At 47.8% G+C, this 18,691-nt stretch carries 11 protein-coding genes and 1 tRNA gene; 7 read left to right on the forward strand and 5 right to left on the reverse strand.

The features are described 5' to 3' along the window. The first annotated feature begins 26 nt into the window (after positions 1-26). Together yihI and ACO1PK_RS06345 are read left to right on the forward strand one after the other, a co-directional pair. Positions 27-623 (forward strand): Der GTPase-activating protein YihI, encoded by a 597-nt coding sequence (yihI, locus tag ACO1PK_RS06340; protein WP_423187831.1) that lies wholly within the window; start codon positions 27-29, stop codon positions 621-623. Further along, positions 620-1,096, forward strand: coding sequence for a DUF2489 domain-containing protein (locus ACO1PK_RS06345; protein WP_423187832.1), 477 nt, complete (start codon positions 620-622; stop codon positions 1,094-1,096). Before yihI ends, ACO1PK_RS06345 begins: the two co-directional genes overlap by 4 nt. Positions 1,097-1,119: 23 nt before the next feature. Here ACO1PK_RS06345 and ACO1PK_RS06350 read toward each other — a convergent pair whose 3' ends face one another. The 3 genes from ACO1PK_RS06350 to ACO1PK_RS06360 form a co-directional block, all read right to left on the reverse strand. Then, positions 1,120-2,403, reverse strand: coding sequence for an amidohydrolase family protein (locus ACO1PK_RS06350; protein ID WP_423188174.1), 1,284 nt, complete (start codon positions 2,401-2,403; stop codon positions 1,120-1,122). A gap of 112 nt (positions 2,404-2,515) precedes the next feature. Further along, complete coding sequence (locus ACO1PK_RS06355) at positions 2,516-3,094, reverse strand: DUF1285 domain-containing protein (RefSeq protein ID WP_423187833.1); 579 nt, start codon at positions 3,092-3,094, stop codon at positions 2,516-2,518. A gap of 155 nt (positions 3,095-3,249) precedes the next feature. Further along, positions 3,250-3,325: transfer RNA gene (locus ACO1PK_RS06360), tRNA-His, on the reverse strand. Between the two features lie 204 nt (positions 3,326-3,529). Between ACO1PK_RS06360 and ACO1PK_RS06365 the strand changes: the two genes are divergently transcribed. From ACO1PK_RS06365 to ACO1PK_RS06385, 5 genes are all read left to right on the forward strand, one after another. After that, entirely contained in the window at positions 3,530-4,360 is an 831-nt protein-coding gene (locus ACO1PK_RS06365) for a mechanosensitive ion channel domain-containing protein (protein ID WP_423187834.1), read from the forward strand. After that, positions 4,357-5,094, forward strand: a complete 738-nt coding sequence (locus ACO1PK_RS06370; RefSeq protein WP_423187835.1) for a DUF481 domain-containing protein — start codon at positions 4,357-4,359, stop codon at positions 5,092-5,094. Before ACO1PK_RS06365 ends, ACO1PK_RS06370 begins: the two co-directional genes overlap by 4 nt. Before the next feature lie 133 nt (positions 5,095-5,227). Continuing rightward, entirely contained in the window at positions 5,228-7,537 is a 2,310-nt protein-coding gene (locus ACO1PK_RS06375; RefSeq protein ID WP_423187836.1) for a sensor domain-containing protein, read from the forward strand. A 24-nt stretch (positions 7,538-7,561) separates the two neighbouring features. Beyond that, positions 7,562-8,794, forward strand: a complete 1,233-nt coding sequence (gene sbcD / locus ACO1PK_RS06380; RefSeq protein WP_423187837.1) for an exonuclease subunit SbcD — start codon at positions 7,562-7,564, stop codon at positions 8,792-8,794. Then, positions 8,791-12,465: an AAA family ATPase gene (locus ACO1PK_RS06385; RefSeq protein ID WP_423187838.1), complete on the forward strand. Its 3,675-nt coding sequence runs from the start codon at positions 8,791-8,793 to the stop codon at positions 12,463-12,465. The genes sbcD and ACO1PK_RS06385 overlap by 4 nt, the downstream gene beginning before the upstream one ends. Before the next feature lie 81 nt (positions 12,466-12,546). On the opposite strand, the gene ACO1PK_RS06390 is transcribed toward ACO1PK_RS06385, so the two are convergent. Next, complete coding sequence (locus ACO1PK_RS06390; protein ID WP_423187839.1) at positions 12,547-15,612, reverse strand: efflux RND transporter permease subunit; 3,066 nt, start codon at positions 15,610-15,612, stop codon at positions 12,547-12,549. Beyond that, on the reverse strand, positions 15,609-18,683 hold the full coding sequence (locus ACO1PK_RS06395) for a multidrug efflux RND transporter permease subunit (RefSeq protein ID WP_423187840.1): 3,075 nt from the start codon (positions 18,681-18,683) through the stop codon (positions 15,609-15,611). Before ACO1PK_RS06395 ends, ACO1PK_RS06390 begins: the two co-directional genes overlap by 4 nt. Between the last annotated feature and the right edge of the window lie 8 nt (positions 18,684-18,691).

Consider the following 18,691-nt stretch of genomic DNA (forward strand, 5'->3'; position numbering starts at 1 on the left):
CCTTTTTTACTGGTAGCAAATTTATTATGACGCGTCAAAAAAAATCCCGTAATGCCGGCAATAATGGCCAGCGCCACTTGCCAGCGAGTGAGATCCGTAAAGTTCGGGAACATAAGGATGAATCCAAGAAAAAAGGCGCGGGATTAAAGTCCGGTAACCGCAATAGCATGCAAGAATCTAAAGCGGCAAATAGCAATAAGCAGCAAACTGCCAATAAAGATCCACGTATTGGCAGCAAAAAGCCTATCCCGTTGGGTGCTGAGGTAGTTACTGAACAGCAAGATACGGCGCTATTGTTATCACAACAGCCCAAAGCATTATTAAAAGCGGTTAGACCTATTGCAATAACACCTGAAGCAGAACTCGCTGAGATTGAAGCAGACTCTCGGTTACAAGCGCTATTAGAGCGGGTAGAGCGGGATGAGATCCTAACAGGCAAAGATGCAAAGTATTTCAACACCAAAACGGCACGCCTCACTGAACTGTTAGCTTTATTGGGTTTGGCTGATCCAGAAAGCTCTGACGCAAATCAGGCAGCGCAGGATGACGATGAGGATCCGTTAGCACGTTTCGAACGTACTGATTGGCGAAAGACGTTATTAGGCGATGAGGACGAAGTGTGACCATATTATGGGCATTAGCATTGTTACTGGGAGCGGCAATTATTGCAGCTCTCGCATTTTATGCTGGCAAACTGCTTTGGCTGTTAAAACAGCAAAATGAACGTCAACAACAAGAGCAGCTGTTACAACAAGTGAAAGTGCTCGAAAAGAAACGCTATTTACAAGAAAGCATTGTGCTGATTAGCCGTGCCATGCAAGAACAACAATGCGAACTTTCTGAGGGTGCATTACGCCTTTGGGTCTTGCTTGACCACTGGCCACAAGACAATAAGCCCGATGCGATTCAAACCTATCCTGGGTTATATCAAATGTATCAGGTGGTGAAAAATATGCCTACCCACCAAGCTAGGAAAGATCAGGATAAAAAGCTGACACGACAACAGGATAAGCAGCGTCAACAAGCAGAAATTGATTTACGCGAATTAATACAGCTAGACGTGAAAAAGCTACTTGAACGTTTTCAGCAGGCCTAACGCCTGCTGAACGTGTCTGAGCGCTATTGTTTATAGACTTTACCGCCTTTCATCACAAAACTTACTTGGCCCATCACGTTAATGTCCTGTAATGGATCTCCCGGCACAGCAATAATATCAGCCACTTTGCCCGCCCGAATGGAACCAAATTCTTGCTCAACACCCAGTAACTTCGCCCCCTCAATCGTTGCAGATTGAATAGCAGCCATGGCTGGCATGCCCGCTTCCGTCATATAGACGAACTCACGCCAATTTTCACCATGCGCGCCAACACCGGCATCGGTACCAAAGGCAATCTTTACGCCGGCTTCATAAGCTCTGGCAAAGGTTTGCTGAATTAATGGTCCGATGGCAGCAGCTTTAGGACGCACCAGATCGGGGAAAAAACCCTCAATCTGCGCTTTATCTTGTACCCACTTACCCGCACTAATGGTTGGCACATAGTAAGTTCCATGCTTCTTCATTAACGCCATGGTTTCCTTATCCATAAAGGTCCCATGCTCAATAGAGTCCACGCCGGCTTTAATCGCTCGCTCCATCCCTTCTTTACCATGGGCATGCACCGCGACTTTAAAGCCGTAATCTCGCGCCGTGCTGACTATGGCTGCTAACTCTTCAGTAGTAAACTGCGGGTTCATACCACTTTTGGCTACACTTAATACGCCACCGGTCGCAGTTACTTTGATTAAATCTGCACCCTCTTTATAGCGTTGCCGCACCGCTTTGCGCGCATCATCGGCACCGTTGATTACACCTTGTTTTGGACCAGGATCACCCAGTAGAGCATAAGCCAAGCCATTCGTAGGATCGGCATGCCCGCCAGTTGTGGCTAAAGACTTACCAGCAGCATAGATCCGCGGTCCTTTAACATAGCCTTGGGCAATAGCCTTGCGTAAAGCTACGCTGATATGATGGCTATCGCCCAATTCACGCACAGTGGTAAAACCTGCCATCAATGTTTTTTCAGCAAACACCGCGCCGCGTAACGCAAAGTCGGCTTCATTTAAACGCTGCGCTTCACCATAAGACGTTGCGCTGATTTGCGTCGAAAAATGGGTATGCATATCCATCAAGCCAGGTAAAACGGTATGATTTCGTAAATCAATAACCTGGCCTGTTGTATTAGGATTATGATACCCCGCCTTTACTTCTGTAATTTTATCATCCACCACAATAATAGTTTGCGCGCTGAGGATTTGTTTATCCTCAGCGGTGATAAGCTTGCCGGCATGAATATAGATTGGATTGGCTATCGCAGCGACTGGAGAGAACAATCCCATCGCTAACACCAGGGTAGACGCTTTTATCATAGTTATATTCCTCTGGGAGTAGAATACAAACTATGAGCCTGATTAAGCAGCAGAGCAATGATATTGCGGTAATTCGTGTAAAAACGTCGTTCGATCTTTTACAAGCCGCTCAAACCGGCACTCTTTCTTCAGCAAGAACAAAGCGATGACCTGCACTATTGATACTCCAACGTTGCAGCACCGCACTCGTGCTTGAAGAATCAGTATCACAGCAGCTTTCCTCAAATTCAGCATGTTCTACTAACTGATAATAGACATTACGATGCAGGCGAGCAGATAAGCCACGCCATAGATTTAGATAAGGTACTTGTTGCCCAGCAAATAACTGCAACGACAAGGGATTGGCTATCGACAAAAGCACGGTATCGCCTAAGTTTGTGGTTAACCATAACTCGGGCCCTGCCGCGCCCGCTAACCATTGGCTTTGCGTAATCAGAAAAGGCACATCCGCTACCTGAATCCGCACCTTTTCAACAGGTGTTTGTAAGAAATAATCCTCGCCCTGACAGATCAAAACACTGGCAAATAACTTAACCAACGGCAAACGAGCAATCTTGCTACCTTGATGATACCAATGACCATCTGCATCAATATATATAGGTAAATCACCACAAAATGGCGGGTTCCAGCTTTCCACTGGCGACAGCTGTGGCTGTTGTAACTGCAGCTGTAATCGCGATAAGTCCATAAAGTATTGCCCTTAATGTCTGTGTAATTAAGTCTAATGCCTAGATGAAACATCGGCCAATAGCTAATTCAGAGCCAGTTCAGCATAAAAATAGTTTAATAAAAGGGCAATGGGTCGATTAGCTATAAGGAATAACGAGGGCGTTAGGGAAGAAGTGGGGTGACTGATGGGGCTCGAACCCACGACAACCGGAATCACAATCCGGGGCTCTACCAACTGAGCTACAATCACCACTTTAGTCGTCTATTTTAACCAAAAATCAGGCTAGTCACCAAGCCTTTTTTTACCAACGCGGCAAACTGTCATTTTATCGACCAAGCTTAAAATGCTATGCTTGACCAAGTTGCCGCTATTTCCAACCCTTTGTAGCAGCATCTTGACCTTGGACTAATAAACCCAAGGATCTTTTTAAACACCGTTTCACAGGAGTGAAAAATGGAACAAATAACTACACTATTTCAGGAAAATCATCAGGTTTTACTTGGCTATCTAGTTAAGTTTATTATCGCCATTGTCATTTTTTATATTGGCCGCATTATTGCCCGCAGCATCTCCAAACTACTTGAACGAGGCTTGTTATCTCGCAACATCGACAAAGCTGTAGTGTCATTTTTATGCAGTATTGTGTATGCCATTCTCATTATCGCCACTGCATTGATGGCGCTCTCGCAAATAGGGGTGCAAACGACGTCTTTTATTGCCATCTTGGGTGCTGCAGGTCTAGCGGTCGGTTTGGCATTGCAAGGTTCACTGTCGAATTTCGCGTCTGGTGTGTTAATTATTTTATTTCGCCCTTTCAAGTCAGGTGACTTTATTGACGCCGGAGGCATCACTGGCACCGTAGACAAAATCGAAATTTTTCAGACAACGATGAAAACACCTGATAACAAACGAGTGATCGTACCCAATGCGCAAATCACTGGGACCAGTATCACCAATTTCTCCGCTGAACCAACGCGTAGAGTAGATTTAGTGGTGGGTATTAGCTATGACTCCGATTTACTTAAAGCGAAAACAATTCTGCAAGAGATAATTAGCAATGATCCGCGAGTGCTCGCCGAACCTGCACCTAATATTCGACTATCAGAACTCGCAGATTCATCGGTAAATATTATCGTCCGACCTTGGGTCAAAACAGAAGATTATTGGGATGTGTATTGGGATACTTTAGAAAAAATTAAGTTAGCCTTTGATGCCAATGGTATCAGTATCCCGTTTCCACAAATGGATCTTCATATCAAAAAACATGTACAGGAGTCAGTATGAAGTTAGTCGCTATAGCTGCGTCACTTAGCTTGATATTTATCGGTCAAGCACAAGCAAATGAAAATAAAACATGGCAAACCTCAGCCGAGCTGGGTGCTATTACGACTTCGGGTAACACCTCAGGTACCTCCATAACAGGTAAAATCGATGCCAAGCAAGAATTAACGCAATGGAGTAATAATTACATTCTGAGTGCTTTTTTTAAAGAAGATGAAAAAACAGATGCTGAAGGTAACAAAATCCGTGAGCGATCGGCAGAGCGTTATCTTGTATCAGCAAAAGGTGCCTATAAATTAACCGCCGAGTTTGATAATTTATTCCTGTTAGGCTCTTATACCGATGACAAATTTGGTGCTTTTACCAAATATACTACGGTAGCAGCGGGTTATGGTACGCGCTTACTAAATGCTGAAAATAAGTTTCTCGATGTTGAAATAGGTCCGGGTTATTACACTGCGGAACGTGCTAACACCGAAAAAGAAAATGGGCTATTAGCGCGTGGCGCAGCTTCCTTTAAGTGGGTAATTAGCGAGTCTGCCAACTTTACCCAAAAAATTAGCGTGGAATACAGCAGTGATAATACGCGAACCATTGCTGAAAGTGCTATAAGTGCTCGAATCAATGGCGCTATGCAGATGAAAGCGGCGTTTTTAATTCAAAATGACTCTGACGTAACAGCGAATAAAGAAAATACCGATACACAAACTTCTCTAACCTTGGTGTATTCGTTCTGATAGTAGACCGCAAGCTTTACTGTGTTTAAGGGCCTATTTAGGCCCTTTTTTAATGCATAATTTAAACAAACACTTAATATCAACTATGCTTATTCCATGAATTCGTTCGTAATTGGATAAAAATGGATCCCGTATGAGCAGAGTAGCATTTGATAAAGGAAATTTTTATCCTCTACTTGGTGCAGCAATTTACTTGGTGTTTGGTTTAATTTGGATTCACTTTAGTGATCAGCTATTACTGACAATTATTAAAGATCCCGAGCAACTAGCCCGTTATCAAACCTATAAAGGCTCTGCCTATGTCATTCTTACCGCGCTGATCGCTTGGGTTTTACTAAAACAACGGTACTTTTTTGCGTCCTCATTAGCGGACTCCGAGCAACTGCTCGATGCCACTTTTACCCAAGCCGCAGCCGGTATGGCTTATGTTGGTGCCGATGGTCGTTTTATTCAGCTGAACCAAGAGTTCTGTAATATTTTAGGCTACAGTGCTGCTGAATTAAAACAGATGACCTTTCAACATATCACGCATCCAATGGATTTAGCCAAAGATGAAATCCTATTACAACAAGCCTTAGCGGGAGAAATCCAGCAATATACCATTGAGAAACGTTACTTACACAAAAATGGTCAAGTCATTTGGGCGAGATTATCGGTCGCAATTCTGCCCACCACAAAACACAATCAGGCACGGTTTTTATCTGTAGTGCAAGATATCTCGGCGGTTGCTTTGGCCCAACAGCAATTACAAGAAAGTGAGCTACGTTTTCGAGTTTTACTCGATAATATGCCTAATATTTCAGTACAAGGTTATAACGAAGATGGTAAAACCCTTTACTGGAACAAAGGCAGTGAGCTGATTTATGGGTATAACCGCCATGAAGCGCTCGGTAAGAATTTGTTAGATTTAATCATTCCAGATTATATGCGTGAAGGGGTACAAGAGGCGATTACCTTAATGGCAAGCTCTGGCGAACCTAGAGCCGCCGAAGAGTTAACGTTAAAACGCAAAGATGGCAGCTTGGTGAATGTTTATTCCTCACATGCGGTAATTATCTTACCCGATAAAAAACCACAGATTTATTGCATCGATATTGATTTAACTGAGCAAAAACAACAAGAAGCTAAGCTGGCCTTTCTCGCCCAGTACGACCCCTTAACACATTTACCAAATCGCCATCTGTTTGCGGCTAAACTGGCGCAAGCAGTTACAGCAGCACAGACCCAGCACCTGCAACTGGCGGTTTTGATTTTAGATTTAGACAATTTTAAAACCATCAATGAATCTTATGGCCACAATGTTGGCGATATACTACTTAACCGTATTGCGGAAAAACTGCAAATTTGTTGTGGCCAACAACATACTCTTGCCAGGTTGGGTGGAGACGAATTTGCCATCTTGCTGGAAAACTTAATACATGTAGAGGATGCCGCGCATTTTGCTCGGGATCTGTTAAAAGCATTACAGCACCCCTTAGTGCTGGATTTTGATATCGAAGTGAGTAGCTCTGCCTCTATTGGTATCAGCCTGTTCCCACAACACACCGATAACGTTGAGGCCTTGCTACAAGGCGCAGATGCGGCGCTATACAAGGCAAAAGCCGATGGTCGTAACACCTATTGTTACTACACTGATCAGTTAACCGAATTAGCGCGGGAAAGGCTAGTGCTGGAAGGCAAATTACGCCAAGCTATCCAACAAGAATTACTGACTTGCTACTATCAACCGCAAATTGATCTAAGCACTAACCAGATTATCGGAGCTGAGCTACTGATCCGCTGGTTTGATCAGGCACAAGGTTTTATCGCACCAGATAAGTTTATTCCTATCGCAGAGGCATGTGGGTTAATTTATCCGATTGGCCAACTTGTTCTAAAACAAGCCTGTTATCAAGGACAGACTTGGTTGGAGGAAGGATTGCCTGCTGTCAGACTCGCCGTTAACGTCTCTTCGCACCAATTTAGCAAGGGTGATTTACAGCAACAGGTAGCGAGAATGCTGCAAGCCAGCCATTTCCCCGCACACTTATTGGAATTAGAGGTTACCGAAACGGCATTAATGCAAAACAAGGAGCAAGTCATTGATACCATGCAGCAATTAAGAACAATTGGGATCCGGCTGGCGATAGATGACTTTGGTACAGGTTATTCTTCCCTCGCCTATCTGCAACAATTGCCCGTCGATGTTTTGAAAGTTGATCGCCGTTTTATTGATCGTATAACCTCAAACGAAAAAGACAGGCAAATCAGTAAAGCCATTATTGAACTGGGTCATACCTTAGGTTTTGAGGTACTGGCAGAAGGGGTAGAAACCGCAAACCAACTCGCCACCTTAAAAGACATGGCCTGCGATTACTATCAGGGGTATTATTACAGCAAGCCGCTGCCTGCAAAGGAGTTTCGTCAGTTATTACAACAACAGGCAGCCCGCCAACAACCGTAATACCGGCAACACAGGGATCGCATTTTGAAACTGCTGCATACCTCAGACTGGCATCTGGGCCAGAGTTTTTTTACTAAAACCCGCAAAAACGAACATCAAGCTTTTATGCAATGGCTATTGCAGCAAGTCGAGTCTGAGCAAATCGATGCCGTGATTATCGCTGGCGATATTTTTGATACCGGTACCCCGCCCAGCTATGCGCGGGAACTCTATAACCACTTTGTGGTAGAGCTACAAAAACGTCAATGTCGCTTAGTGGTCTTGGGGGGAAATCATGATGCCGTGGCGGTGTTAAATGAATCGCGTCAACTCTTAGCTTGCCTGAATAGCTATGTGATCGCCAGCACCGATCTACCCTTGACCGAGCAAGTGATACTGTTACCGGATCGCAGCGGCGCCATCGGCGCTATCGTCTGTGCCGTGCCCTTTATTCGCGCCAAAGACATCTTACAAAGCAGCGCCGGTACAGGCGGGCTGGAGAAACGTCAGGCGCTGGGTGAAGCCATAGCTCAGCATTATCAAGCGATCTATGCTTATGCCTTAGAACTGCGGCAGCAACAGCAACTAGAGGTGCCAATTATTACCACTGGCCACTTAACCGCCTTAGGGGTCAGTCAATCAGAAAGTGTGCGCGAGATTTATATCGGCACCTTAGACGGCTTTGCTGCTGAGGGTTTTCCACCGGCAGATTATATTGCGCTAGGCCATATTCACCGACCGCAAAAAGTTGCCAAAACGGAGCATATTCGCTACAGCGGCTCGCCTATCCCCTTGAGTTTTGATGAGCTTAATACCGAAAAACAGGTGGTAGTAGTTGAGTTTACTGGCGCAAAGCGCCAACACATCCGCACCCTTGCGGTACCCCAATTTCAACCTATGCAGGTATTACGGGGTGATCTTGCTGAGCTGGCACGAGCGATCCCCACCGTGGCAGCGAATTACCCGGAGCAAACGGTTTGGCTGTGTTTGGAGGTAATGACCGAAGATTTTTTACCTGACTTACAGCAACGGATCCAAAAGTTAGTCGAAGGCAGCAATGTCGATATTTTGCAGTTAAAGCGGCTAAAAAATGCAAAACGACAAGCATTAACCAGTGAACAGCAGCAAACCTTAGCAGAACTGACTCCCGAGCAAGTGTTTGCCAAAAGGTTAGCCATGGAAGATTTTACAGATGAAACTGCGGAGGCGAGACGCAACCGTATCCAACAGCACTTTACGCAATTAGTGTCTGAGCTGGCGCAGGGGCAACAGTCATGAGAATACTCACGCTGCGCTTAAAAAATCTTAACTCGCTAAAAGGCGACTGGAAAATTGATTTTCGCCAATCACCCTTCGCTGAAAATGGCCTTTTTGCCATTACCGGGCCAACCGGCGCCGGTAAAACCACCTTACTCGATGCCATCTGTTTAGCGCTGTATCATCAAACACCACGCTTAGGCGCCATCTCCAGCTCAGCCAATGACATTATGACCCGCGGAACTGCCGAGTGCTTAGCGGAAGTGGAGTTTGAGGTAAAAGGCACCGCCTATCGCGCCTTTTGGAGTATGCGCCGCGCTCGGGGCAACCCTGAAGGTAATTTACAACCCGCAGATGTTGAGCTGGCTTATGTCGAAAACGGCAAAGTCATTGCCAATCAGGTGCGGCAAAAAGCCGAAGAAATCGAAAACATTACCGGCTTAGATTTTGGTCGATTTACCAAATCCATGCTGCTGTCACAGGGCGATTTTGCGGCTTTTTTAAATGCTAACGATGCCGATCGCGCCGAACTACTGGAAGAACTCACTGGCACCGAGATTTACGGTGTGATCTCCAAGAAAGTACATGAGCAATTTACCGAGGCGAAACAACTGCTGCGCGAGCTAGAAGCCCAAGCCGGTAGTTTTCAATTACTCACTCAGGAGCAACATGATGCGCTCACGCAAGAGCAAGCGCAGTTACAGCAACAACACCAGCTGTTACAACAACAATTAGACGATAGCCAGGCGCATAGTCGGTGGTGGCAAAACTTGATCGCTGCACAGCAACAACAACAGCTTGCCAGTGAAAACTTTGCCCAAGCGCAGCAACAACATGCGGCTGCCGCGCCAGAGTTCAGCCGCCTGCAGCAAAGTGAACCCGCTGAACGACTGCGGATGCCTTGGATCCTGTTACAAAATAGCCAGCACGAGCTAACACAGCGTCAGCTTGAGCTAGAGCAGCAGCAACAGCGCAAGCAGGCACTCAGTGCCGAGCTAAGCATCAGTCACACTGCCTTGGCCGCAGCAACCGAGCACCTCACTGCACAACGCCATAGCCAGCAACAACTGGACACCTTGCTAACAGAGCAAGTACTGCCACTGGATCAGCAGATCAGTAGCCTGCGACAACAGCAGACTGAACAGCAACAACGCCTGCAGCAGCTGCAGCAACAAGCGGACGTGCAGCAGCAACAACAGCAACAGTTACATAACGAATTACAGCAATTAGCCCAGCAATGCGCCACTGAGCAAGAGTATTTAGATCAGCATCACGCCGATGCCTCGACCGCAACCTTACTCACCGGCTGGCGTCAGCAACTTAACCAGCTAACAAAAGAGCAGCATCACACCCAACTGGCACGCCAAACACTCGCCAAGCTGCAACAACAGGCGCAGACACAACAGCAAAACTATCAGCAACAGGCGAGTACTCTGCAACAGCAACAACAGCTGGTGCAGCAGCAAGCGCAAAACAGCAGCCGTTTGCAACTTCATTGGCAACAATTGGCTGCGCAAGCTGATGAGTCAACATTGGAGCAACAACTTAACACGCTCAATCAGTGCTGGCCGCTATTTCATCAGGCGCAAGCCTTACAAGAAAACTATCAACAGCGCGCACAAACGCAGCAACGCTTACACGCTGAGGTGCAACAATTACAGCTACAACAGCAGCAACTGAGCCAGCAGCGAACGGTGCTGGCAGAACACTATAAAAGCCTGCAACAACAACTCAAAGACCTAAACCAGCTACTAAGCCAAGAAGAGCAGTTGGCGCATTTTCGGCAGCAACTGCAACCTGATACGGCTTGTCCTTTGTGTGGCGCGACCAAGCATCCATTGCTTAACGGTGCAGCGCTAGATTTATCCGATACACTGCAACGTAGACAAGCTTGTACCCTGTTGCTAGAGCAAACTAGCGAGCAAGGCCAACAATGCCGTGAAGCGCTGGATAGCACTAATAACCAGCTAGCCGAAAGCACAGCGTTACTGGCAAGCTTAGCGCAACAACAAACAACGGCTCTCGCACAGTGGCAGCAACTGCTTCCACAATTAAATTGCTCAGCAGACATCGCGGATCTGTCGGCCTTAACAGACCTGTATACCCAATTGCAACAGCAAGCGGATACACTAGCCGAACAACTAAAACAGCTGCGACAGGCAGAAAAGGCCGCTCAGCAAGCCGCGCAAGAGAAACTAAACGCTGAACGCGAGTTAGATAAGCTGCAACATGAACTAAAGCTGCTGCAACAACAACAACAAAGTACCACAGAGCAACAGACTCAACTTGAAGCCCAAGTTCAGCAATTACAACAACAGTGTCGGCAGCTTGAGCAAACGTTATTAGCACAAATTACAGCACAAGGTTATGCCACACCCCAAGCTGATTTAGCCACTTGGCTCAACCAAAAGCAGCAAGATGTGGCACTTTACCAGCAACATCAACAGCAACTTCAGCGATGGCAACAACAAGCCTTGGTAAAAGACACTGAGCTCACCGCATTAAAGCAACAGCAACAGCAGGGCGCTACCCAAATATCCGAGCAACAGCAGCAGTTAGCCACGCTTAACCAGCAACTGCTGGCACAACAACAACAGCGATACCAGCTGTTTGGGACACGCCTGATTAGCGAAGCACGACAACAAAGTCAAAGCGCTCTTAGCACGGCAGAGCAGGAATTTACTGTACAGCAACAGCAACATCAGCAATTACAACACGCAGACAGCGAGCTATCCGCGATCATTGCCACCTTGCAACAACAAGTACAACGACTGACGCAAAGCACGTCGACATTACAGCAAGCTTGGCAACAGCAATTGGCCGATAGCCCTTTTGCCGATGCCGCCGCCTTTAGTGCCGCATTGTTACCCGAAGCCGAACGCAGTCGGTTACAGGCATTAAAACAACAACTCGATCAACAGCTCGAAAGCCGTCGTTCTTTACTGCAACAGGCAGCACAACAACACTCAGCCATGCTAGAACTGCCTCAAGCAGCAGAGTGGCAGTTTGTCAGCTTGGAGCAAGTCAACCTTAAGCTCGCTACGCTGCAGCAAGAACAAGCGCAGTTACACAGCCGATTAGGGCAAATTAGCCAGCAATTGCAACAGCAACAACAGGAAATGTGCCGGCAACAAAGCTTGCTGGAAAAAATTAGGGTGCAACAACAGCACTATGATGATCTAAGCTATTTACATGCGCTAATCGGTTCGGCCACTGGCGATAAATTCCGGCGCTTTGCACAGGGCTTAACCTTAGACAATCTGGTGTTTTTAGCGAATAAACAATTGGCCCGGTTGCATGGCCGTTATCTTCTAAAACGCAAAGAAGCCGAGGCACTAACACTCAGCGTGTTAGATACCTGGCAAGGCGATAGCGAACGCGATACCAAAACCTTATCGGGTGGTGAAAGCTTTTTAGTCAGTCTCGCGCTGGCTTTGGCGCTCTCCGACCTCGTAAGCCATAAAACCAGTATCGACTCGCTGTTTTTGGATGAAGGCTTTGGCACCTTAGATACCGAAACGCTAGATGTCGCGCTCAATGCCTTAGATAACCTTAATGCGTCGGGCAAAATGATTGGGGTGATTAGCCATATCGAGGCGATGAAAGAGCGTATCCCTACCCAACTGAGAGTCACCAAGAAAAGTGGCCTGGGTATTAGTCAACTTGATAGTCAATATCGGCTAGGTTCTTAAGCGTTAACGACGATATTGCGAGATAGCATCACCCCACACTTGGGGGTGATGCTACTAATGTCCATGACTGCATTAGATGCACTAAGCCGGCACGGTTGGCTTAGTAGCGGTCTTGCTAGCAAAGCGGATTTTACTCACCAACAAATAGACCGCTGGCGTGGTGTATAGGGTTAATAACTGACTAACCAATAAGCCGCCAACAATCGTAATACCGAGTGGTTGACGCAGCTCTGAGCCTTCACCAACACCTAATAACAGAGGTAAAGCGCCCAGTAAAGCAGCGAAATTGGTCATCAGGATCGGCCTTAAGCGTTGTTGTGCTGCCAACGCCACCGCTTCTTTGGCAGATAAACCCTGTTGTCGTTCTGCTGCTAAGGCAAAATCCACCAGCAAAATGGCATTTTTCATCACGATACCGATTAATAAAAACAGCCCCAACAAAGCGATCAAGTTAAAGTCAGTCTTAGTTAAATATAATGCCAGTAAGGCGCCTAAACTAGCGCAAGGTAAAGTCGACAAGATAGTTATGGGCTGCAGCAAACTCTCGTACAACACCCCTAACAGCAAATACACCGCAACGATGACTGCAATAATCAGCCAGGTTTGATCGCTGGTAGCAAACATCGCATTACGCTGGTTTTCACCGCTGATCGCCACAATCGCACTAGGTAACATAATTTCAGCCATAGCGCGATCAATGGCCGCCGACGCTTGTTCCATAGTGATATCAGGTGCCAAACCGTAACCAATATTCACTGCCGCGAATTGGCCATCGTGCTGCACTCGGTCATTAACCAACCCATATTGGTAACTGGCAATGGTCGCTAGCGGTACCTGCCGGCCATCCGCAGTGATAATTTGCAGTTGCTGTAAAACCTCGGGCTGTGCGGTATACCCCGGTAGCAATTCCATCACAATGCGGTACTGATTTTGTTGATCGTACAAAGTGGCAACTTGACGCTGCGAGAACGAGTTATTCAGCATACTGGCCACAGTACGCATATCTACGCCTAAGCGCTGGGCAGCTTCGCGATCAATGTTCAGCACAATTTGTTGCGCATCCTCGCCTCCTGGTGTATCAACATCCACTAGCTCAGGTAAATCTTGTAGCTTTTCGCCTACCACTTTACCCCAGCGCCGTAAGAGGCTGAGATCATCCGATAATAACTGTACTTCGTAATCGCTGCGACCAAAAGGCGAGGATAAGCGAATATCCTGATCGACATTCATAAACAAAATGCCACCTGGCACCTTGGGCGCATTTGCGCGTAATCGGTCGACTACTTCACGCGCCGACACTTGACGTTCGGCAAGCGGCTTTAAGCGCACCCGCATCCAAGAATTACTGACTCCAGTATTGCCGCCGGCCGAGCCGGTAAGATCGGCAACGGCCGGATCTTGCAGCACATATTGCCGGAAAGCTTCGATTTTCGGCACCATCATTTGATATGAGGCGCCATCGTCACCACGAACAAAGCCGTTTAATTGGCCGGTATCTTGCTCTGGCAGCAGACCAGAAGGCACCTTACTGTACAACCAGGCACTGGCACCAAACAGTAGCACCATTAACACCAAGATCCAGCGATAATGCTGCAGCGAGAAATCAATACTGCGCCGGTAGCCCTGCTGCAGTTGCCAAAAGAAACCTTGCTCACGATGTTGTGCAGTGGGTTTACGCAGCATGAGCGCCGACATACTGGGGGTTAGGGTCAGTGAAATCAGTAACGAAATCACCATCGCTGCCACCAGCGTAATAGAAAACTCACGGAACAACCGCTCAACTAAGCCGCCCATAAACAAGATCGACAAGAAAATCATAATCAGCGCTAAGTTCATCGCCACTAGCGTAAAACCGACTTCTGCAACGCCCTGACGTGCCGCCTGCAAGGGTGTTAGGCCGCGCTCTAAATGCCGCCGAATATTTTCTACCACCACTATCGCATCATCGACGACCAAACCTGCCGCCACAATTAATGCCATTACTGATAAATTATTGAGCGAAAACCCCAGTAAATACATCACACTAAAGGCACCAATTAACGACACGGGGATGGTGACGCTGGGGATCAGTGCACTACGGAAATTACCTAAAAAGGCCCACACAACTAACACTACCAGGACGACAGCCAAGGCTAAACTCAGCTGCGCTTCGGTCAGCGTGGCCCGAATAACTGGGCTGCGGTCCATCACCACGGCTAAATCAGCCCCAGCGGGGGTTAAGGCTTGTAAGAGCGGTAATTGTGCGTAAATAGCATCAATGGTCGCCACAATATTGGCACCAGTGCGGCGGCTAATCATCAGGATCACCGCATCTTTATCGTTATGAAAGCCTGAGCTGTAGCGGTTTTCTGTGGAATCCGTCACCAAGGCCACATCCGCTAAGCGAATAGGGGCGCCATTGCTATATTTGATAATCAAATCTTGATAATCTGCCGCGCGACGCAAGGTTTCACTGGTGGCGACTTGCCAACGATGCGTATCGCTTTCTAACACACCTAGTGGCACAGAAGCATTAATACTGCTAATGGCCGTACGCACCTCATCTAAGGCCACACCGTAATTAGCCAGCATCCCCGGATTCAATTGAATGCGTACTGCCGGTAATGACGAGCCTGTTACCTCGACTTCGCCCACCCCGGTAATTTGTGCCAGTTTTTGCGCCAACACCGTGGAGGCATTGTCGTACAGCACGCTACCGGCTAAATGTTCTGAACTAAGCGCTAAGGCCATAATAGGCGCTTGCGATGGATTAAACTTCCGATAGACCGGATTCCCAGGCATCCCAGAGGGCAATTGGCCACGGGCGGCATTGATGGCCGCTTGCACTTCGCGCGCCGCATCATCGACATTACGATCTAACTCAAATTCTAAGCGGATTTGGGTTGAGCCTTGGTTGCTAGACGAGCTAATGCGGCGGACCCCAGAAATACTGCCCAAGGCGCGTTCCAGGGGCGTTGCTACCGTAGATGACATACTTTCTGGGCTAGCCCCTGGCAAGCTAGCACTGACCACGATCATCGGAAAGTCAATGGCCGGTAAGGGCGATACCGGCAATAAGCGCCAGCTTAATAACCCCAGCAATAAAATGGCGGTGGCAATCAGGCCACTGGCTACCGGTCGCTGTATAAAAGGCTGAGCAAGATTCATACGAGTGCCGCCTCGTCCGTTAATACTGGACGCTTTTTCACTAATTTATCAAACCATAAATACACCACCGGCGTGGTAAATAGCGTTAACACCTGACTGACCAGTAAACCGCCTACCATTACTAAACCCAACGGCTGACGCAGCTCCGCTCCCGAGCCGGTCGATAGCATTAACGGTATCGCGCCAAATAAGGCCGCTAAGGTGGTCATTAAAATCGGTCGAAAACGCATTAAGGCGGCCTGATAGATGGCATCGGCCGGTGTCATACCTTGATTGCGCTGGGCATCCAACGCAAAGTCGACCATCATAATGCCGTTTTTCTTCACCAAACCAATCAACAGCACAATGCCAATGACTGCGATCAAATCCAGTGGTTGCTGAGTCAGCAATAAGGCCAGCAAAGCCCCTACCGTCGCCGAAGGTAAGGTAGAAAGAATGGTTAGCGGATGAATTAAACTCTCATATAAAATGCCCAGTACAATATACATAGTCAAAACCGCTGCCAAAATCAGCCATAAGGTATTGCTTAACGAGGCGCGGAAGGCTTCGGCTGCGCCTTGGAAGGTTAACTCGACTTCAGGCGGCAGTTGCAATTGTTGCTGCACCTGCTCAATAGCCGCCACCGCTTCGCCCAGCGAATAGCCTGCGGCCAGATTAAACGACAGCGTCACAGCTGGAAATTGCCCTTGCTGATTAATCAGCAAGCGCGTTGGCCGCTGACTGACCGTGGCCACAGCTGATAAAGGCACCGTTGCGCCACTACTGCTGGTTAAATACAGCTTATCCAGTGCCGCAATGCCCTGCACTTGCTCGGGATCAACCTCTAACACCACCCGATACTGATTTGATTGAGTAAATAAGGTCGAAATTTGCCGCTGACTATAAGCACTTTGCAGCACTGAGCTGATCTGCGCCACACTAAGCCCTAAACGCGCTGCCGCATTGCGATCAATATCGATATAGGCTTGTAAACCTTGCTCCTGCAGATCATGCGCTACTTCTGATAACGCGGGTTGCTCGGCCAAGGCCGCCATTAACTCTGGCAACCATTGCCCCAACACCTCGTAATCCGGTGTGCTTAAGGTAAACTGGTACTGGGTGCGACTGACTCGATCTTCAATACTGAGCTCTTGCACCGGTTGAAACCAGCCTTTGATGCCGGGCACAGTGGCAACCTGCTGCTCTAATTCACGAATAATTTCGACAGCCGTTTGGCTGCGCGCATTATGCGGCTTTAGGTTAATCAGAATACGGCCGCTATTAATACTGCTATTGCTACCATCAACGCCAATAAAAGACGATAAACTAACTACTTCGGGATGCGCTAATAGCTGTGCCGCTAATTGCTGCTGCCGCTGTGCCATTGCTTGGAAAGAAATATCCTGCGGCGCTTCGGTGATTACTTGGATCACGCCACTATCTTGGATCGGGAAAAAGCCTTTTGGTACCGCCAGATAGAGCCCAGCTGTTAAGGCGATCGTGCCGACCATGGTCGCCATGGCCAAGCGTTGATGACGCAATACCCATTGCAACATCAGGCCATAACGCTTAATCACCCGCGTAATAACATCATCCGGTTTATCATGGGCCGGCATTGCCGTAAGCATGCGCGCGCACATCATCGGCGTTAAGGTTAGGGACACCACCAATGAAATCGAAATTGCCACCGCCAGCGTGACCGCAAACTCATAGAATAAGCGGCCGACCACATCGGCCATAAACAACAATGGAATTAATACTGCAATCAGCGATACCGTTAGTGAAATCAGCGTAAAACCAATTTCTTTGGCCCCTTTTAAAGCCGCCGCCATCGGTGAAGCCCCTTGCTCGCGGTGCCGCGCAATGTTTTCTAACATAACAATGGCATCGTCGACCACAAAGCCAGTCGCAATAGTTAGCGCCATCAACGTTAAGTTATTAACCGAAAAGTCGAGCCAAAGCATCACGGCAAAGGTTGCGACTATGGATAGAGGCACCGCCAAGCTAGGAATAATGGTCGCAGGGATGGTTTTTAAAAAGGCAAAGGTAACTAAAATAACCAGACAGATCGCAAATACCAGCTCTTTTTGCACATCACGCACCGAGGCGCGAATACTTTGGGTACGGTCGGTCAAAATAGTCACATCAACTGCAGCTGGCATGGTGGCGGTTAATTGTGGTAACAGCTCACGCACCCGATCCGCCACTTCGATCACATTGGCGCCTGGCTGGCGTTGAATATTCAGCAATACTGCAGGTTGTTGATTGGCCCAAGCCGCTAAAAAGCGATCTTCAGCACCTTCTTCCACCCGAGCGACATCGCGCAGCCTAACCGGTGCATTATCACGCCAAGCAATAATTAAATCCTGATATTCTGCGATATCGCGAATTTGATCATTGGCATCCAACAACGTGGAGCGAAAAGGCCCATCAAAACTGCCCTTTGGCTGATTGGTATTAGCAGCAGCAATGGCGCTTCGTAAATTGTCTAAGCTCAGATTCATATTCGCCAAAGCACCGGGGTTGGCTTTTACCCGAATCGCTGGGCGTTGACCACCGGCTAAACTGACCATCCCTACCCCAGGCAACTGCGCCAGTTTTTGTGCCATCCGAGTATCAACTAAATCATAGACTTGCGGTAAGCGTAGCGTGTCCGAGCTAATGGCTAACGTCAGGATAGGCGCATCGGCCGGATTCACCTTACGATAAATAGGCGGAGTCGGCATATCCGAGGGCAGCAGTGAGGACGCGGTATTAATGGCCGCCTGAACTTCTTGTTCCGCCACGCCCATATCAACCACTAGCGCAAACTGCAACGTAATCACTGAGGCACCGGCAGAGCTATTGGAGGTCATTTGCTTTAGACCCGGGATCTGGCCGAGGCGTCGCTCCAACGGAGCAGTGACCGTGCGCGCCATAATATCGGGGCTGGCTCCAGGGTTAAAACTAAACACTTGAATAATTGGGTAATCAACTTGCGGCAAGGCGGCCACAGGTAATTGCCGCCAACTTAAAATGCCGGCAATCAATAGCGCCAGCATTAATAACGAGGTTGCAACCGGCCTTAAAATAAAGGGTTGGGAGATATTCATTACCCGCT

The organism is Alishewanella sp. d11 (assembly GCF_049390205.1).
Taxonomy (GTDB): Bacteria; Pseudomonadota; Gammaproteobacteria; order Enterobacterales; family Alteromonadaceae; genus Alishewanella.

Coding starts and splice junctions, on each gene's coding strand:
- ACO1PK_RS06375 (WP_423187836.1), top strand. CDS start 5,228: ATGAGCAGAGTAGCATTTGATAAAGGAAATTTTTATCCTCTACTTGGT.
- ACO1PK_RS06365 (WP_423187834.1), top strand. CDS start 3,530: ATGGAACAAATAACTACACTATTTCAGGAAAATCATCAGGTTTTACTT.
- ACO1PK_RS06395 (WP_423187840.1), bottom strand. CDS start 18,683: ATGAATATCTCCCAACCCTTTATTTTAAGGCCGGTTGCAACCTCGTTA.
- ACO1PK_RS06355 (WP_423187833.1), bottom strand. CDS start 3,094: ATGGACTTATCGCGATTACAGCTGCAGTTACAACAGCCACAGCTGTCG.
- ACO1PK_RS06370 (WP_423187835.1), top strand. CDS start 4,357: ATGAAGTTAGTCGCTATAGCTGCGTCACTTAGCTTGATATTTATCGGT.
- yihI (WP_423187831.1), top strand. CDS start 27: ATGACGCGTCAAAAAAAATCCCGTAATGCCGGCAATAATGGCCAGCGC.
- ACO1PK_RS06390 (WP_423187839.1), bottom strand. CDS start 15,612: ATGAATCTTGCTCAGCCTTTTATACAGCGACCGGTAGCCAGTGGCCTG.
- ACO1PK_RS06385 (WP_423187838.1), top strand. CDS start 8,791: ATGAGAATACTCACGCTGCGCTTAAAAAATCTTAACTCGCTAAAAGGC.